This window comes from Geodermatophilus sp. CPCC 205506, from assembly GCF_051383635.1.
Classification (GTDB): Bacteria; Actinomycetota; Actinomycetes; order Mycobacteriales; family Geodermatophilaceae; genus Geodermatophilus.
In genome coordinates, this window is record NZ_JALPKP010000030.1 from 23,722 (window position 1) to 40,650 (window position 16,929).

Here is a 16,929-nt window from a genome sequence, read left to right on the forward strand (position 1 = left end):
CATGCGATCACTCGTGCTCTTCCCGAACATATGACCCGCGTCACGGCGGTGTCAACGCCGCCGCCCCGATCGGCCGGGAGCGTGACCCGACCGTGACCCACGCCACACCGGCCTCGACCCGGCCGGGCGGCCCGGGTACGGTCTGTGCGGCAAGTGCGCAGTCGTTCGCATGCCGCACGCAAGGCCCGGCCCCCAGGAGGAGCCCGTGAGCAGTCAGCTGGAGACGAGGGACGCCGGCGTCCCGGCGGGGGACACCGACGCCGACGGCCGTCCCCGGGTGGACATGGAGACGCTGCGCCGCGTCATGGAGTACTACGCCCGCCAGGGGTGGACCGACGGGCTGCCGGTGATGCCGGTGACCGACTCCTACCTGGCGGAGTTCCTGGCCCGGACCTCCCGCGCGCCGGGCGACGTCGTGTTCCGGATGCCGCACCTCGACCGGGTCTGCACGGTCCGCTCGGCCGCCGTCAACGCGGCCATGGCCGGCTGCCTGCCCGAGTACTTCCCGGTGGTCCTCGCCGCCTGGGACGCCCTGACCGCCGAGGGCTACGCCGGCAAGGGGATCTGGCAGAGCACCACCGGCACCGCGCCGCTGCTGCTGGTCAACGGGCCGGTCCGGGAGCGGATCGGGCTCAACAGCCGCGGCAACGTCTTCGGCTCCGGGTTCCGGGCCAACGCCACGATCGGCCGGGCCGTCCGGCTGACCGCGATCAACGTCTTCGGCCTGCACCCGCACCAGCTCGACCAGGCCACCCAGGGCACGCCGGCCAAGTACACCTGCTGCATCGCGGAGAACGAGGAGGACAGCCCCTGGGCGCCGTTCCCGGCCGACCACGGGTTCGCCGCGGGCGACAGCACGGTGACCTCGATGCTGGTCCGCTCGGTGGTCCACCTCGAGGCCCGGCACACCACCGACCCCGAGCAGCTCGGCCGCGATCTCGCCGGCACGCTGGCCCGCACCGGCGCCCTGGTGCACGAGACGATCAGCGGCTGCCTGGTGCTCGGTCCCGAGCACGCGCACCTGTTCGCGGCGGCCGGCTGGTCGAAGGCCGACGTCCGCCAGTTCGTGTTCGAGCACGCGGTGAACACCCGCGAGCGGCTGGCCGAGGTCGGCAAGGACGCCGTCTCGCGGGAGACGCGCTGGCGGCTGCCGGCCGCCCACCCCGACGCCGTGCCGGACACCGCGTCCTCGACCGGGCAGGACCTCGTCCCGGTGCTCAACTCGCCCGAGGCGCTGCTGGTGACCGTCGCCGGCGCGCACAACGCCGGCGTCTCCGCCGTGGCCGAGACCTTCGGCCCGCGCGGCGGGCAGCCGGCGATCGCCCGCGTCCAGGACGCACCCACCCAGGAGGACAGCCGATGACCACCGTGCACGAGCCGGCCCGCGACACCCCCGTCTACGGGGAGTTCGACGTCGTGGTCGTCGGCGGGGGACCGGCCGGGATCATGGCCGCCACCGCCGCCGCCCGGACGGGGCGCTCCACGATCCTGCTCGAGCGCTACGGCTTCCTCGGCGGCGCCGGCACGATGGGCGGGCTGTCCACGTTCTGCGGGCTGCACGCCAAGGTGCGCGGCGAGCACCGGCAGGTCATCCACGGCCTGGCCGACGAGCTGCTCGAGCGGCTGGTCAAGCTCGACGGGCTCAACGAGCCGCACCTCACCATCAACGACGGCATCCTCGCCCAGGCCTTCGACATCTCCAGCTACAAGCTGGCCGCCGACGAGCTGGTCACCGGCTCCGGCGCCCGGCTGCTCTTCCACGCCGTCGCCGTGGGCGTGGTCATGGCCGACGACGCGACGATCGACGCCGTCCTCATCGAGTCCAAGTCCGGGCGGGCCGCCGTCCGCGGGCGGGTCATCGTCGACGCCTCGGGGGACGCCGACGTCGCCGCCTGGGCCGGCGTGCCGTTCGAGAAGGCGCCGCACCTGCTGTACCCGTCGCTGATGTTCCGGATCAACGGCGTCGACGTCGCCGCGGCCGGGGACGCGCCGTGGCGCACCGTCGAGCGGCTGATGAACGAGGCGGAGGCGGCCGGCACGCACACCTTCCCGCGCAAGAAGCCGATCGTCCGGCCGCAGCGCAACCCGCTGGAGTGGCGGGCCAACCTCACCCAGCTGTCCAACCCCGACGGCAGCGCCGTCGACGGCACCGACGTCGACCAGCTGACCCACGGGGAGCTGCAGGGCCGCCGGCAGGCCTTCGACGCCTTCGACTTCATCAAGCACCGGACGCCGGGCTTCGAGAACTCCTACATCGTCGACCTCGCCCCCCAGGTCGGGATCCGCGAGACCCGGCGGGTGTTCGGCGAGTACCGGCTCACCGAGGACGACGTGCTGGACTGCGCGGACTTCCCCGACACGATCGGCGTCAACGGCTGGCCGGTGGAGGCGCACGTGGCCGGCACCGTCGAGTTCCGCTGGCAGCGGGGCGAGGACTCGCGCGGCTACAACCAGCTGCCCTACCGGATGGTCGTGCCGCAGGGGGTCGACAACCTCTTCGTCGCCGGGCGGTGCGCCTCGATGACGCAGGGCGGGCAGTCCTCGGCGCGGGTCACCGGGCCCTGCTTCGCGATGGGGGAGGCCGTCGGCACCGCCGCCGACCTGGCCCTCGCCGGCGGGCTGGCCGTCCGCGACGTGCCGGTGCCCGAGCTGCAGCGCCGGCTGGAGCGGGCCGGCGCCTTCCTGGGCCGCGGGGAGGAGTGATGGCGCAGCTGCGCAGCAACTTCCCGGTCGGCGGCACCCCGTGGGCGATGCGCCGGGCGCAGTGGACCGCGCTCGGGCTCACCGACGAGGACATGGAGAAGCCGAAGATCGCCATCGTCAACAGCTCGTCGAAGCTGGCCAGCTGCTTCAGCCACCTCGACGACGTCGTCCCGCCGCTGATGGCGGCGATCCGGGCGGCCGGCGGGGTGCCCTTCGAGGTGCGCACCGCTGCGCCCAGCGACGCCATCACCAGCGCCGGGGCGCAGGGCCGCTACATCCTGCCCACCCGGGACCTCATCGCCAGCGACATCGAGGTCGCCGTCGAGGGCGCCCAGCTCGACGGCATGGTCACCCTCGCCTCCTGCGACAAGACCACGCCCGGCCAGCTCATGGCCGCCGGCCGCCTGGACCTCCCGACGATCGTCGTCGGCTGCGGCTACCAGCCCTCCGGCGTCTACCGGGGCGAGCACGTCGACTTCGAGGACGTCTTCCTCTACGCCGGCCACGTCGCCACCGGCGCGATGACCGTGGAGGAGCTCGCCGAGATGGCCTCGGTGGCCGTCAGCGGCCCCGGCGTCTGCGCCGGCATGGGGACGGCGAACTCCATGCACATCGCCACGGAGGCCCTGGGCATGGCGATGCCCGGCAGCACGCCGGTGCTGGCGCTGAGCGACAAGATGTTCGCCGACGCCGAGCGGGCCGGCCGGCGGATCGTGGACCTGGTGCGCGAGGACCTCCGGCCGCGCCAGATCCTCACCCGGGGCGCCTTCCGCAACGCGGTGACCGCGGTGCTGGCGATCAGCGGGTCGGTCAACTGCGTCAAGCACCTGCAGGCGATCGCCGTCGAGGCCGGCTGCGACGTCGACGTCCTCGCGCTGTTCGAGGAGCTCGCGCCGCGGGTGCCGCTGCTGACCGGGGTCAAGCCCAACGGCGAGCGCCGGATCGACGAGTTCGAGGCCGCCGGCGGCGCGCAGGCACTGCTCTACCAGCTGCGGCCGCTGCTGGACCTCGACCAGCCGACCGTCGACGGCCGCACGATGGGCGAGGTGCTCGGCGGGGTGACCGTCGGCGACGCCGACGTCATCCGGCCGGTCGACGACCCGCTGGCCACCCACCCCGGCATCACGATCGTCCGCGGCTCGCTGGCGCCGGAGGGGGCGGTGGTCAAGCGCACCGTCGCCGACGACGGGCTGCACCGCTTCACCGGCCCGGCGAAGGTCTTCTCCTCCCGCGACGCGGGGCTGGCCGGCATCCGCGGCGGCCAGGTGCAGGCCGGCGACGTCGTCGTGCTCAGCGGGCTCGGCCTGCGCGGCTCGCCGGGCATGGCGCTGACCTCGGCGTTCATCTTCGCCCTCGACGGGGCCGGGCTCGGCGACCAGGTCGCCGTGGTCACCGACGGGCAGATGTCGGGGCTGGTCAACAAGGGTCTCGTCGTCGCCGAGGTGAGCCCCGAGGGCGCCGTCGGTGGGCCGCTGGGCCTGGTCCGCGACGGCGACGTCATCTCCGTCGACGTCGACGCGCGCACCCTCGACCTGGACGTGCCGGCCGAGGAGCTCGACCGGCGCCGGGCCGAGCTGCCGCCGCTGCGCGCCCCGAGCGGCTGCGGGTGGCTGGACGTCTACGCCCGGACGGTGTCGCCGCTGGGGCGGGGCGCGACGCTCGGCGGCTGAGCCGCGGTCCGGCCGGCGAGGAACCAGGCGACCAGCGCCGCGAGGACCGCGGCGCAGGTGCCGATGAGCCCGATGACGGTGTAGGCGACGCCGGCGGGCAGGTCCCCCCCGGCCGGCGTCGCCACGGCGAGGACCGTCGCGGTCGACGCGCTGCCCACCGAGAAGCCCGCGTAGCGCAGCACCTGGTTCAGCGCCATGGCGCTGCCGGTCTCCGAGGGCGGGACGGCGGAGACGACCAGCCCCGCGGCCGCGGCGAACACCGTGCTGACCCCCAGCCCGGCGACCGCGGTGATGATGAACAGCACCCAGAGCTCGCCGCGGTACAGCGCGAACATGGCCTGGGACGCGGCCATCAGGAGCGCGCCGGTCGAGAGCACCACCCGGGGCCGGACGCGCTCGCCCAGCCGCCGGGAGAGGGGCCCGGCGAGCATGCCGGCCATCGAGAACGGCAGCAGCAGCAGGCCGGCGACCAGCCCGGAGGCCCCGAAGCCGTAGCCGCTGTCCTCGGGGGTCTGGGCGAGGATCGGCACCGAGCCGAGCATCAGGTAGTTGGCCAGGCTGACCAGCAGCACCGCGCCGTGGCCGGCGGCCGGCAGCCGGCCGCGGGCCAGCCGGAGGTCGATGAGCGGCGCGCGGACCCGCAGCGCGACCACCACCCAGGCGGCCAGCAGCAGGACCGACGCCGCGCTCAGCAGCAGCACCGGGGGCGAGGTCCAGCCCCAGCCCTCACCCTCGCTGAGGGTGAGGAGGGCGCCGGCGAGGCCACCGCCGAGCAGGAGGGCGCCGGGCAGGTCGAACCGGCGCGCTGGGGCCGGCGCGGCCGGCGGCAGCACGAGGGCGGCGGCGACGAGCGCGCCGGCGCAGATGGCCGTCGCCGTCCAGAAGGCGGCGCCGGGGCCGCCGTAGGTGGCCAGCGCCCCGGCGACCGGGTACCCGAGGCCCACGCCCGAGACGACGGTGATCGACAGCGCGGCGATGGTCCGGCGGGACCGGGCCGGCGGCAGGGCCTCGCGCGCGGTGGCGATGAGCAGGGGCATGAGCCCGAGCCCGAAGCCCTGCAGCCCGCGGCCGGCCAGGAACCAGCCGAGGGACAGCGGCAGCGCGGTGAGCACGCCGCCGAGCACCACCAGTCCGAGGGCGGTGAGGGCGATGGCCCGGCGGTGCGACCCGTCGCCGAGCCGGCCGAGCACCGGCGTGGCGACCGCGCCGACCAGCAGCGGCATGGTGAGCGACCACTGGGCCACGTGCAGCGGCACGTCGTACAGCTCGGCGACGGCCGGGATGAGCGGGGCACCGACGCTGCTCGTGACCGCGACGACGGTGGCGACGAGGACGAGCACCGGCACGAGCACCCGGGAGGCGCCCGGCGCGCCGGCGCCCGGGCGCGCGGACGCCGGCGACCCGGGACCCGGGTCGCCGGCGTCCGTCGCCGCGTCCTGCGTACTCAGGCGGCGGCCTTGCCGGTGACGTTGTGCGGGTCGATGACGTACTTCTTGGCGACGCCGGAGTCGAACTCCGCGTAGCCGCGCGGGGCGTCGTCGAGCGAGATCACCGCGGCGTTGACCGCCTTCGCGATCTGCACCTTGTCGTGCAGGATCGCCATCATCAGCTGCCGGTTGTAGCGCATCACCGGGCACTGGCCGGTGGTGAACGACAGCGACTTGGCCCAGCCGGTGCCCAGCGAGATCGACAGCGCGCCGACCTTGGCGGCCTCGTCGATGCCGCCCGGGTCGCCGGTCACGTAGAGACCGGGGATGCCGAGCGAGCCGCCGGCCGCGGTGATCTCCATGAGCGAGTTGAGCACCGTCGCCGGCGCCTCCTGCTGCGCGCCGTCGCCGTGCCCGCGGGCCTCGAAGCCGACGGCGTCGACGCCGGCGTCGACCTCGGGGACGCCGAGGATCTGCTCGATCTGGTCCTTGGGGTCGCCCTTGGAGACGTCGACGGTCTCGCAGCCGAAGGCGCGGGCCGCGGCCAGCCGGTCCTCGTTGAGGTCGGCGACGATGACCACCGCCGCGCCGAGCAGCTGCGCGGAGACCGCCGCGGCCAGGCCGACCGGGCCGGCCCCGGCGACGTAGACCGTCGAGCCGGTGGTGACCCCGGCGGTGTAGGCGCCGTGGTACCCGGTCGGGAAGATGTCCGACAGCATGGTCAGGTCGAGGATCTTCTCGATCGCCTGGTCCCGGTCGGGGAAGCGCAGCAGGTTCCAGTCGGCGTAGGGGACCATCACGTACTCCGCCTGGCCGCCCTGCCAGCCGCCCATGTCGACGTAGCCGTAGGCCGAGCCGGGGCGGTCGGGGTTGACGTTCAGGCAGATGCCGGTCTTGCCCTCCTTGCAGTTGCGGCAGCGGCCGCAGGAGATGTTGAACGGCACCGAGCAGACGTCGCGGGTCGTGATGAACTCCACGCCCGGCCCGGTCTCCACGACCTCGCCGAGGATCTCGTGGCCGAGCACCAGGCCGTGCGGCGCGGTGGTGCGGCCGCGGACCATGTGCTGGTCGCTGCCGCAGATGTTGGTGGTCAGCACCTTCAGGATGGCGCCGTGCGGCACCTGACGGCCGACGTTGTCCGGGTGCACCCCGGGGCCGTCCTTGAGCACGAGCTCCGGGTAGTCGAGGTCGGTGATCTCGACCTTGCCCGGGCCCTGGTAGGTCACGCCGCGGTTGTTCGCCATGGGGTCCTTCTCCTCGTCGTCGAGTGGACGCCGGCACGGTGGCCGCTGCCGGCGCGGACGGTCAACTGGTGCTTCCAGGAGGTGGGAGAGCCGGCGGGGAACCCGCCGCCCACCCCCTGGACGGTCCTTCCGCGGGGAAGCCCATCGAACCCGCCGAACGGCGCGCGCTCGTCGAGGTGGGCGGCGCCGTGGCCGTTGACGAAGGTGTACCCGGTGCGCAGCCGCGCCGCGACCGCGGCGGCACGGTGCGGGTCGGCGGTCCGGAACAGCCCGGTCCGGATCCCCGGCAGCTGGTCGGGGGACACCATGCGTCCTCCTCTCCCGTCGGTACAGGGGCCTGCGGCGTGCTCGCGCGCGGGTGCTGGAGGTCACGGTAGGGCCGGGGGACCGGGTCCGCCCGGGCCCTCCGACGGCACCGGGACCCGCCGTGGCGGAGCCCCGGGGCGCGACATCCGACGTACGCGGCGGGCGCCGGTGTCCGGGGGCTAGCGTCGGCGGCACCGGCCCGCACACCGCCAGGAGGACGACGCCGTGCCCACCGTGCGCGAGACCACCTTCGACCTGCTCCGGACCTGGGGCCTGACCACCGTGTTCGGCAACCCGGGGTCCAACGAGCTGCCCTTCCTCGACGGGTTCCCCGACGACTTCCGCTACGTGCTCGGCCTGCACGAGGGCGCGGTGCTGGGCATGGCCGACGGGTACGCCCAGGCCACCGGCCGCCCGGCGCTGGTGAACCTGCACTCCGCCGCCGGCCTGGGCAACGCCATGGGCAACCTGGCCAACGCCAAGGCCTGCGGGACGCCGCTGGTGGTGACCGCCGGCCAGCAGGCCCGCCCGATGGTCGGCCTGGGGTCGATGCTCGGCGAGCCGGCCATGACCCGCGTCCCCGAGCCGCAGGTCAAGTGGTCGTTCGAGCCGACCCGCGCCCAGGACGTCCCCCGGGCCCTGTCCGAGGCCCACCACCTGGCCACGCTGCCGCCGACCGGTCCGGTCTTCGTCTCCCTCCCGCTCGACGACTGGGCGCAGCCGGTGGACCCGGTCGAGGTCGCCCACCTCGGCGGCCGCCGGGTGCGCCGGGCCGGCGGCCTCGACGACGAGCTGCTCGCGGAGCTGGCCGGCCGGCTGGCCGCCGCCCGCAACCCGGTGCTGATCGTGGGCCCCGAGGTCGACGACGAGCGCGCCTTCCCCCGGGTGGTGGCGCTGGCCGAGCGGCTGCAGGCGCCGGTGTGGACGGCCCCCTCGGCGCCGCGGTGCCCCTTCCCGACGCGCCACCCGCTGTGGCAGGGCCTGCTGCCGCCGAGCATCGCCGGCGTCGCCGCGCACCTGGACGGCGCCGACCTGGTCCTCGTGCTCGGCGCGCCGGTGTTCCGCTACCACGTCTACGTGCCCGGCCCGTGGCTGCCCGAGGGTGCCGAGCTGGTCGCCGTCGGCAGCGACCCCGGCACGGCCGCCCGGGCCGCGTTCGGCGACGCGATCGTCGCCGACGTCGCCACCGTCGCCGGCCAGTTGCTGACCGGGCTGGCCGACCTGCCGCCGCGGCCGGAGCGCCCGGCGCCGGAGCGGGCGGTCGCCGCCGAGCCGGGAGCGGCGCCGTTCACCGCGGACGCCGTGCTCGGCCTGCTCAGCCGGTCGGTTCCGGGGCACACCCGGTTCGTCAACGAGTCGACCGCGAACACGGCGCAGTTCTGGTCGCACCTGGACCTCGCCACCCCGCGCGGGCTGTTGTTCCCGGCCGCCGGCGGCCTGGGCTTCGGCGTTCCCGCTGCGGTGGGTGCCGCGCTGGCCGACCCCGCCCGCCCGGTGGTCGCCGTCCTCGGCGACGGCGCCTTCCAGTACGGCGTCCAGGCGGTCTGGACGGCGGTGCAGCACCAGCTGCCGGTGACCTTCGTCGTCCTGCGCAACGGCGTCTACGGGGCGCTCGCCTCGTTCGTGGGCCAGCTGGGCGTGTCGAAGATCCCCGGGCTGGAGCTGCCGGGCCTGGACGCCGTGACGATCGCGGAGGGCTACGGCCTGCCGGCCCGCGCGGTGGCGTCGGCCGAGGAGCTGTCCGAGGAGCTGTCCGCCGCCGGCAAGGCGGAGGGGCCGCGCCTGATCGAGGTGCCGATCACGGCCGAGACCCGCACCCTCGGCTGACCGCCCCCCGGAGGGCAGAGATGGCCACTTCTGCCCTCGGGCGGCGTCGCTGCAGGTGGGGCGGCCGGCTGCGACGCATGACGTAGCCGGCCTCGCCGCGACGACCGAACGGAAGCGGGTCGGCGGGCTCAGGACTTCCCGGGCCCGACCGGCTTCCATCTGGAGAGCTGTGCAACCGGAGTCACGACCCGGTTCCACACCCATGTGCCCACAGGCGTCCAGAGGAGCTCACCCGTGGCCAGATCCACCACCACTGCGCCCGCGAAGGCCGGCCCGTCGAAGAAGGGCATCTTCGCGGCCAGCTTCGTCGGCACGTCGATCGAGTGGTACGACTACTACATCTTCGGCACCGCCGCAGCGCTGGTGTTCGGCACCGTCTTCTACCCCGAGTTCGACCCGACCGCGGGCACCATCGCCGCGTTCGCCACCTTCGCCGTCGGCTTCATCGCCCGCCCGCTCGGCGCCGCGGTCATCGGCCACTTCGGTGACCGGATCGGCCGCAAGTCGATGCTCGTGCTCACCCTGCTGCTCACCGGCGGGTCGACCTTCCTCATCGGTGTCCTCCCGACCTACGCCGCGATCGGCGTCGGCGCCCCGCTGCTGCTGGTCGCGCTGCGGCTGATCCAGGGCTTCGGCGTCGGCGGCGAGTGGGGCGGCGCGGTGCTCATCGCCACCGAGCACGCCAGCCCCCGCCGGCGCGCGGTCTACGGCAGCTTCGCCCAGTTCGGCGTCCCGGTCGGCGTCCTGACCTCCAACCTGGCCTTCCTCGCCGTCTCGGGCATGGACAACGAGGACTTCCTGGCCTGGGGGTGGCGGATCCCGTTCCTCATCAGCATCGTGCTGGTCCTCGTCGGCTTCTTCGTCCGCAGCAAGCTGCAGGACGCCCCCGAGTTCCAGGAGGTCAAGGAGAAGAAGCAGGTCATCAAGATCCCGGTGGCCGAGCTGCTCAAGCGGCAGCCGCGCACGCTCGTCCTGGCCAGCCTGGCCTCGATCGCCCCGCCCGCGGTGGGGTACACGGTGATCGTCTACATGCTCACCTACGGCACCACGGTCGTCGGCTTCGACCGGACGACGCTGCTGTGGCTGATCCTCGGCTCGACCGCGGTCTGGATCGGCACGATCGTCGTGGCCGCCCTGCTGTCCGACCGGTTCGGTTCCAAGCCGGTGTTCGCGATCGGTGCGCTCACCGCGGTGCTCTGACCGCTGCCCATGTTCGCGCTGGTCAACACCGGCAACGCCGCCGCGGCGCTGCTCGCGTTCGTCGTCGCCGCGTTCGTGCAGGGGATCATGGCCGGCGCGCAGGGCGGTCTGTTCACCGAGATCTTCGAGGTGAAGACGCGCTACAGCGGCATCTCGATCGCCTACCAGCTCGGCGGCATGATCGGCGGCGCGGTCACCCCGATCGCCGCCACCGCGCTCTACGGCGCCTACGAGTCCTCGACGCCGATCGCGATCTACGTGGCGGTGCTCTCGCTGGTCAGCCTGCTGGCCGTCCTCGGCATCCGCGTGGTGCCCGAGCGGGAGCAGTCCGACGCCGACCGGCTGGGCACGTCGGCCGTGACCGCCGGCTGAGCCGCACCTCCCGCACCACCGACGGCGCCGGCCGGGACCGCAGGGTCCCGGCCGGCGCCGTCGTCCTGCCGGGGGACCAGCGGGGTAGCGTGCTCGCGGTCGCACCCGGCCGGGGCGCGCGGTGGGAACGTCGGGACGAGGCTGAGGTGCGCAGCGAGGGAGGAGCCAGGGCCGGCGCGGCGTGGCCACCGGGGACGGGCGAGGACCCGGTGCTGCGCGCGCTGGTCGAGGTCTCCGCCGACGGACTGGCCCTGGTCGACGACGACGGCCGGGTGCTGGGACTCAACGCCGCGGCCGCGCAGATCCTCGGCTCACCGGCGGCCGATCTCCTCGGTGCACGGCTGCCCGTCGACCCGGCCGGACACGACCCCGACGGGGCCGACCTGCGGCGGACCGGCTGGTCGACGCCCGGTGGCGGCCGCCGGGACCTCGAGTACCGCCTGCTGCCGGTCGCCCCCGGCCGCTGGGCGGTGTGGTTCAGCGACGTCACCGACACCGTGCGCCAGCAGCAGCGGCTCACCGCGATCACCCGGGCGGCCGCCAGCGTGGCCGACGCCTGGTCGCTGCGGGCAACCCTCGACGCGGTGGCCCGCGAGATCGCCATGACCGCCGGCATCGCCGCCGTCCAGATCCTCGCGCTCGAGGACCCTCGGGAGGACCTCCGGCTGCTCGGCATGGCCGGCTTCGGCGACGCTGTCGACTTCCCGGAGAAGCTGGCGCTGTGCCGCCAGCTCGGTGCGCAGGTCCTGTTCATGGAGGCACTCGACCGCCGGGAGCCGATCGTCAGCCTGCACCGCAAGCCGGTGATCATGAGCGATCCGCGGTGGGCGCCGCTGCACGAGGTGATGGACGTCCCCGACTGGGACAGCTTCGTCTCCATGCCGCTGGTGGTCCGTGGCCGCGGCCTCGGCGTCATCAACGCCTACTACCTGCCGGGGGAGGACCCCGGACCCGGCTCGCTGGCGTTCCTCGAGGCCATGGCCGACTCCGCCGCGGTGGCGATCGAGACCGCGGCGCTGCTCGCCTCCACCCGGTCCCGGGCCCAGTCCGACGAGCGACGCCGGCTGGCCCGTGACCTGCACGACTCCGTCGTCCAGCAGGTGTTCTCGATGCGGATGCAGGCCGAGGCCCTGCGCGCGCACCTCGGCGGGGCCGGTGCCGACCCCGAGGCGGTGCGCAGCGGCGCGGAGGAGCTGGCCCAGCTCTCCGCCAGCGCGCTGGCCGACCTGCGCGGCCTGGTGTTCGAGCTGCGGCCGCTGGACCTCGCGGAGAACGGGCTGGTCGAGGCGGTGCGGTCGCACGCGGCGAGCGTCGAGGCACGGACGGGTCTGCTGGTGGAGGTGCACGCCCCCGACGGCCTCGAGCTCGACGCGGACGTCGACGTCCAGGAGGACCTCTACCGGATCGTCCAGGAGGCGCTGCACAACGTGGTCAAGCACGCCAACGCCACCCGGGCCGACATCCTCATCGGGCGGTCGGCCGGCGGCGGGCTGTGCGTCGAGGTCACCGACGACGGCTCCGGCGCCGCACCGGACGCGGCGGCGGACGAGCCGGAGGCCGGCGACGGCGTGCCGCGGGCGAGCCTGGGGCTGGTGTCGATGCGCGAGCGGAGCGAGCGCTGGGGCGGCCGGCTGGCGGCCGGTGCCCGCCCGGAGGGTGGCTGGCGGGTCGCGGTGACGTTGCCCGCGCCGGGCGGCGAGGCGACGAGGGAGGCCGACCGATGAGCACCGACCCCGCACCGGCGACGATCGGCGTGCTGCTGGTCGACGACCACGCGATCGTCCGGCGAGGGGTACAGGCCTACGTGGCGAGCATCCCGGAGCTCACCGTGCTGGGCGAGGCCGGCGACGGCCAGCAGGCGGTCGACCTGCTGCACCAGTGGCGGACCACCGGCCAGCGGATGCCCGACGTCGTCCTCATGGACCTGCAGATGCCCCGGATGGACGGCGTCGCCGCCACCGGGGCGATCGTCCGCGACCACCCCGGCACGAAGGTCGTCGTCCTCACCAGCTTCGGCGAGGTGGAGCGGGTGCACGCCGCACTGGCGGCCGGCGCCGCCGGCTACGTGCTCAAGGACGCCGACCCCGCCGAGGTCGCCCGGGCCATCACCGCGGCCGCCGCCGGCGAGGTGCACCTGGACTCCGCGGTCGCCCGGCAGTTGGCCCGCCGGATGGCCGCGCCGCAGGCCGGCCTCACCTCGCTGACCGCGCGGGAGCGGGAGATCCTCGCGCTGGTCGCCCAGGGGCACTCCAACCGCGACATCGCCGACACGCTCGTCATCAGCGAGCGCACCGCCCGCACCCACGTGAGCAACGTGCTGAGCAAGCTGCAGCTGTCCAGCCGCACCCAGGCGGCGCTCCTGGCCATCCGCGAGGGGCTCATCACGCCCCCGGCCTGACGGACCTCCCGGCGGTTTCCGCGGAAACCGACGGCGGACCTCCCGGCGGTTTCCGCGGAAACCGACCACGGCGGAGAGTTCGAAGGGGGGTCAGGCGTCGGTGATGCCGTACGACTTGATCTTCCGGTAGAGGGAGCTGCGCGCCATCCCGAGGGCGGCGGCCGCGTGAACGCGGTTGCCGCCGCACTGCTGCAGGGCCCGGACGATCGCGTCGCGCTCCGCGGCCTCGATCGGGGTCGGCGTGCGGGTGCCGGCCGTGCGGCAGTACGCGGGCAGGTCCTCCGGCCGGATGTCCCCCACCGGCCGGGTCAGGAGCGCGAGGTACAGCGCCTCGCGCAGCTGCGTCACGTTGCGCGGCCACGAGTAGCGGCTGATCAGCCGGTTCGTCTCGGGCAGGAGCCGCACCCGGCGGCCGGGCGCGAGTTCCGAGAGCAGCCGGGCGACGACCAGGGGGAGGTCGTCGGTGCGAAAGCGCAGCGGCGGCAGCGTCACCGCCTGCTCGAAGAGGCCGAGCACCGCCTGGAAGGGCAGGTCCGCGCCGACGTTCGCATCGCTCAGCGTCGCGGCGACGAGGCGCCGCCCGCGGTCCACGGACGTGAGGAACGTGCGTAGCCGGTCGATCCCGTCGGCACCGACGCGGTCGATGCCGGCCAGGACGAGGAGGGTGGGGACGGCCTCCGCGTCGGCGAGCACCTCCTCGGCATCGCGCACGACCTGGTCGGCCGGGCCGGTCACGAGGCGTCCCGACGGGTGGGCACGGCCGAACAGCTCTGCGACGAGGGTGCGTTTGCCAGTTCCCGCCTCGCCCATGACGAGGATGCGGTCCTCGCGCTCGAGGCCCGCCGTGATCTGCGCGCACGCGCCTATCCACCCCGGCGACCGGCCGTCGGACACCGGGGCGGCCGGCGGACGGGCAAGGCCGCGGGCGCGCGGGGCCTGCTGATCGCGGGCGGTCGACGGTGCTGCCCGCCCGCGCTGCGTCGGGACGTCGGGCCGCTGCCCGGTGGGCTCGTCGTCGAGCAGCAGCACGATGCCGGCGACCTCGTCCCCGGCGACGATGCGGGTCGCGCGCAACCGCACCGTGCGACCGGAGTCGAGGGCGAAGGACTCCGAGACCCGGTCCCGCCGGCTCATGAGGAACAGCGCGTGCTGGTGGATCGCGAACTGCTCGGCGGGTGCGAACAGCTGCTGGGCGCGCCGGTTGACCATGAGCGAGTCGCCCACGGCCATGACGGCCTGCCGCGGGCGGGCATCGGCCTTGACGAACGTCTCGAACAGGGCCTGTGTGGCCCGCGTGCGGTCGTGCAGCAGGTTCTGGCCGATGTCGGCGGCGGCGCGCCGGACCAGCGTGTGCACCAGGGGGTCCCAGCTCTCGGCGAGCGAGCTGACGTCCAGGACCCCCTCGACCCGGCCGGTCACCGGGTCGAGGATCGGGGCACCGGTGCACGCGAACTTCACGAGGGCCTCGGTGAAGTGCTCAGCCCCCACGACGGCGACCGACGATCCGGTCTCGAACACGGTCCCGATCCCGTTGGTCCCGACACCGCGTTCGCCGAAGTCGAACCCGGCGGTGAAGTCCACCCGGTCGAGCAGCCGGCCGACGGACGTCGAGCAGTCCAGCCGGTGCACGATCCGCGCATGGGCGTCCGACAGCGCGATGGTGAGGGGGACGTCGACCATCTCGTCGGCCAGCCGTCCGATGACCGGGCGGGCGCACCGAACGAGCCGGGAGTCCAGGTCGACGTCCTCGTGGTGGGTGATCCGGTACTCGTCGGCGTCGACGCCGGCGTCCCTGCTGCGCCGCCAGGAGGCCGCGACCAGGTCCCGCACACCGGCTGCCCCGGCTCCGCCGTGCTCGAGGAACTCGGCCCGAGCGGCGGCCGCGACGCGCAACCGGTCCTGCTGGCCTGCCTCCATCGGCACCTCCGCGAGGTCGCTCGCCGGGCCCCGTTGCCGGATGCGTCCTGGTGATCACCGGCGGGGGCGTGCCGAGGACTGTCCCAAACTGGGACGGCCGGCCCAGGTGGGTCAGCCCTGACGATGAGCCCTGGAGTGATCCAGGACACAGCGAAGGGTAGGGCATCTGATGACAGTCGCAGCAGCGGCGACGGCCGAGGCCGACGGCGGATCGGCGACCCGCGAGCTCGACGCCCTGGTGATCGGCACCGGCGTGGCCGGTCTGTACCAGCTCCACCAGTTGCGCGAGCAGGGGCTGCGGGTGCGTGCCTACGACGCGGCGGCCGACGTCGGCGGGACGTGGTTCTGGAACCGCTATCCCGGGGCCCGGTTCGACTCCGAGGCCTACATCTACCAGTACCTGTTCTCGGAGGAGCTGTACGAGGGCTGGAGCTGGAGCCAGCGGTTCCCCGACCAGCCCGAGATCGAGCGGTGGATGCACTACGTCGCCGATCGCCTCGACCTGCGCCGCGACATCCAGTTCTCCACCACCGTCACCGGCGCCCGGTTCGACGAGGACAGGGAGCGGTGGACGGTCATCACCGACCGCGGCGAGACGATCGACACGCAGTTCCTCGTCACCTGCGCAGGCATGCTGTCGGCACCGCTCACCGACGTATTCCCTGGGCAGGACACCTTCCGCGGCACCGTCGTCCACACCTCACGCTGGCCGGCCGACGGCGTCCATCTCGACGGCAAGCGGGTCGGCGTGGTGGGCATCGGGGCGACCGGCATCCAGGTGATCCAGACGATCGCCGACCGGGTCGGGCACCTGACGGTCTTCGCCCGCACCCCCCAGTACGTGCTGCCCATGAAGAACCCGCACTTCGGGCCGGAGGAGGTGGCCGCCTACAAGGCGCGCTTCCCCGAGCTGCGCGAGACCCTTCCCCGCACCTTCACCGGCTTCGAGTACGAGTGGCAGCACGCCTGGGCCGACCTCACCCCGGAGCAGCGGCGCGAGCACCTGGAGGACATCCACGCCAACGGCTCGCTGAAGCTCTGGCTGGCCTCGTTCGCGGAGATGTTCTTCGACGAGGACGTCAACGCGGAGGTCTCGGAGTTCGTGCGCGCGAAGATGCGCGAGCGGCTCCGGGACGACCCGCACCTGTGCGACGTGCTGATCCCCGCCGACTACGGGTTCGGCACCCACCGGGTGCCGCTGGAGACCGACTACCTCGAGGTCTACCACCGGCCGAACGTCGAGCTGGTCGGCCTCCGGGACAACGCCGTCTCGCACGTCGTCCCCGAGGGCCTCGTGCTGGCCGACGGCACGCTGTACGAGCTGGACGTCCTGATCCTCGCGACGGGCTTCGACGCCGGAACCGGTGCGCTCACCCGCATCGACATCCGCGGTCGCGGCGGCCGCTCCCTCACCGAGGACTGGGGCCGCGACATCCGCACCACGATGGGCCTGATGGTGCACGGTTACCCGAACCTGCTCACCACCGCCGTCCCGCTCGCACCCTCGGCCGCGCTGTGCAACATGACGACCTGCCTGCAGCAGCAGACCGAGTGGATCAGTGACCTGATCCGCCACCTGCGGGCCGAGGACAAGACCGTCATCGAGCCCATCAAGGAGACCGAGGACGCCTGGGTCGCCCACCACGACGAGACGGCCGGCGCCAACCTGATCTCCCGGACGTCGTCCTGGTACCTCGGCGCGAACGTCCCGGGCAAGCCCCGGCGCGTTCTGTCCTACACCGGCGGCTTGGGCACCTACCGGGAGAAGTGCGACGAGGTGGCCGCCGCCGGCTACCCGGGCTTCGAGATCCGCTGACCCCCTTCGGTGCGCCGGGATCTCCGCCGCACCGCCCCACCACCTCTGG

At 74.1% G+C, this 16,929-nt stretch carries 13 protein-coding genes; 9 read left to right on the forward strand and 4 right to left on the reverse strand.

The window, feature by feature from the left end; genetic code table 11:
• Nucleotides 1-205 precede the first annotated feature (205 nt).
• From MY520_RS17250 to MY520_RS17260, 3 genes are read left to right on the forward strand one after another with little or no spacing between them, the layout of a single operon-like run.
• Nucleotides 206-1,363 carry a hypothetical protein gene (locus MY520_RS17250; protein WP_436693786.1) on the forward strand — a complete coding sequence of 386 codons (1,158 nt, stop codon included), beginning with the start codon at nt 206-208 and terminating at the stop codon, nt 1,361-1,363.
• The gene (locus tag MY520_RS17255; RefSeq protein ID WP_436693787.1) at nt 1,360-2,703 is read left to right on the forward strand and encodes an FAD-dependent oxidoreductase; all 1,344 of its coding nucleotides are present in this window, start codon (nt 1,360-1,362) and stop codon (nt 2,701-2,703) included. The genes MY520_RS17250 and MY520_RS17255 overlap by 4 nt, the downstream gene beginning before the upstream one ends.
• Nucleotides 2,703-4,373: a dihydroxy-acid dehydratase gene (locus MY520_RS17260; protein WP_436693788.1), complete on the forward strand. Its 1,671-nt coding sequence runs from the start codon at nt 2,703-2,705 to the stop codon at nt 4,371-4,373. The genes MY520_RS17255 and MY520_RS17260 overlap by 1 nt, the downstream gene beginning before the upstream one ends.
• Here MY520_RS17260 and MY520_RS17265 read toward each other — a convergent pair.
• From MY520_RS17265 to MY520_RS17275, 3 genes are all read right to left on the reverse strand, one after another.
• Nucleotides 4,322-5,719 (reverse strand): MFS transporter, encoded by a 1,398-nt coding sequence (locus MY520_RS17265; RefSeq protein WP_436693789.1) that lies wholly within the window; start codon nt 5,717-5,719, stop codon nt 4,322-4,324. The genes MY520_RS17260 and MY520_RS17265 overlap by 52 nt on opposite strands.
• 98 nt (nt 5,720-5,817) lie before the next feature.
• On the reverse strand, nt 5,818-7,044 hold the full coding sequence (fdhA, locus tag MY520_RS17270) for a formaldehyde dehydrogenase, glutathione-independent (protein WP_436693790.1): 1,227 nt from the start codon (nt 7,042-7,044) through the stop codon (nt 5,818-5,820).
• The gene (locus MY520_RS17275) at nt 7,023-7,352 is read right to left on the reverse strand and encodes a hypothetical protein (RefSeq protein ID WP_436693791.1); all 330 of its coding nucleotides are present in this window, start codon (nt 7,350-7,352) and stop codon (nt 7,023-7,025) included. Before MY520_RS17275 ends, fdhA begins: the two co-directional genes overlap by 22 nt.
• A 223-nt stretch (nt 7,353-7,575) precedes the next feature.
• On the opposite strand from MY520_RS17275, the gene mdlC reads away from it, so the two are divergent.
• The 5 genes from mdlC (at nt 7,576) to MY520_RS17300 (ending at nt 13,147) form a co-directional block, all read left to right on the forward strand.
• Nucleotides 7,576-9,177, forward strand: coding sequence for a benzoylformate decarboxylase (gene mdlC, locus MY520_RS17280; RefSeq protein WP_436693792.1), 1,602 nt, complete (start codon nt 7,576-7,578; stop codon nt 9,175-9,177).
• Between the two features lie 234 nt (nt 9,178-9,411).
• Nucleotides 9,412-10,377, forward strand: a complete 966-nt coding sequence (locus MY520_RS17285; RefSeq protein WP_436693793.1) for an MFS transporter — start codon at nt 9,412-9,414, stop codon at nt 10,375-10,377.
• 9 nt (nt 10,378-10,386) lie between these two features.
• Nucleotides 10,387-10,749, forward strand: coding sequence for a hypothetical protein (locus tag MY520_RS17290; RefSeq protein ID WP_436693794.1), 363 nt, complete (start codon nt 10,387-10,389; stop codon nt 10,747-10,749).
• 146 nt (nt 10,750-10,895) lie between these two features.
• Nucleotides 10,896-12,473 (forward strand): histidine kinase, encoded by a 1,578-nt coding sequence (locus MY520_RS17295; RefSeq protein ID WP_436693795.1) that lies wholly within the window; start codon nt 10,896-10,898, stop codon nt 12,471-12,473.
• A complete protein-coding gene (locus MY520_RS17300; RefSeq protein WP_436693796.1) occupies nt 12,470-13,147 on the forward strand; it encodes a response regulator transcription factor in 678 nt (225 codons plus the stop codon). Before MY520_RS17295 ends, MY520_RS17300 begins: the two co-directional genes overlap by 4 nt.
• A 90-nt stretch (nt 13,148-13,237) precedes the next feature.
• Here the strand turns inward: MY520_RS17300 and MY520_RS17305 are convergent, their stop codons facing one another.
• Nucleotides 13,238-15,064 carry a sigma-54-dependent Fis family transcriptional regulator gene (locus tag MY520_RS17305; RefSeq protein ID WP_436693797.1) on the reverse strand — a complete coding sequence of 609 codons (1,827 nt, stop codon included), beginning with the start codon at nt 15,062-15,064 and terminating at the stop codon, nt 13,238-13,240.
• A 169-nt stretch (nt 15,065-15,233) separates the two neighbouring features.
• Between MY520_RS17305 and MY520_RS17310 the strand changes: the two genes are divergently transcribed.
• On the forward strand, nt 15,234-16,880 hold the full coding sequence (locus MY520_RS17310) for a flavin-containing monooxygenase (RefSeq protein WP_436693798.1): 1,647 nt from the start codon (nt 15,234-15,236) through the stop codon (nt 16,878-16,880).
• Nucleotides 16,881-16,929: the final 49 nt, after the last annotated feature.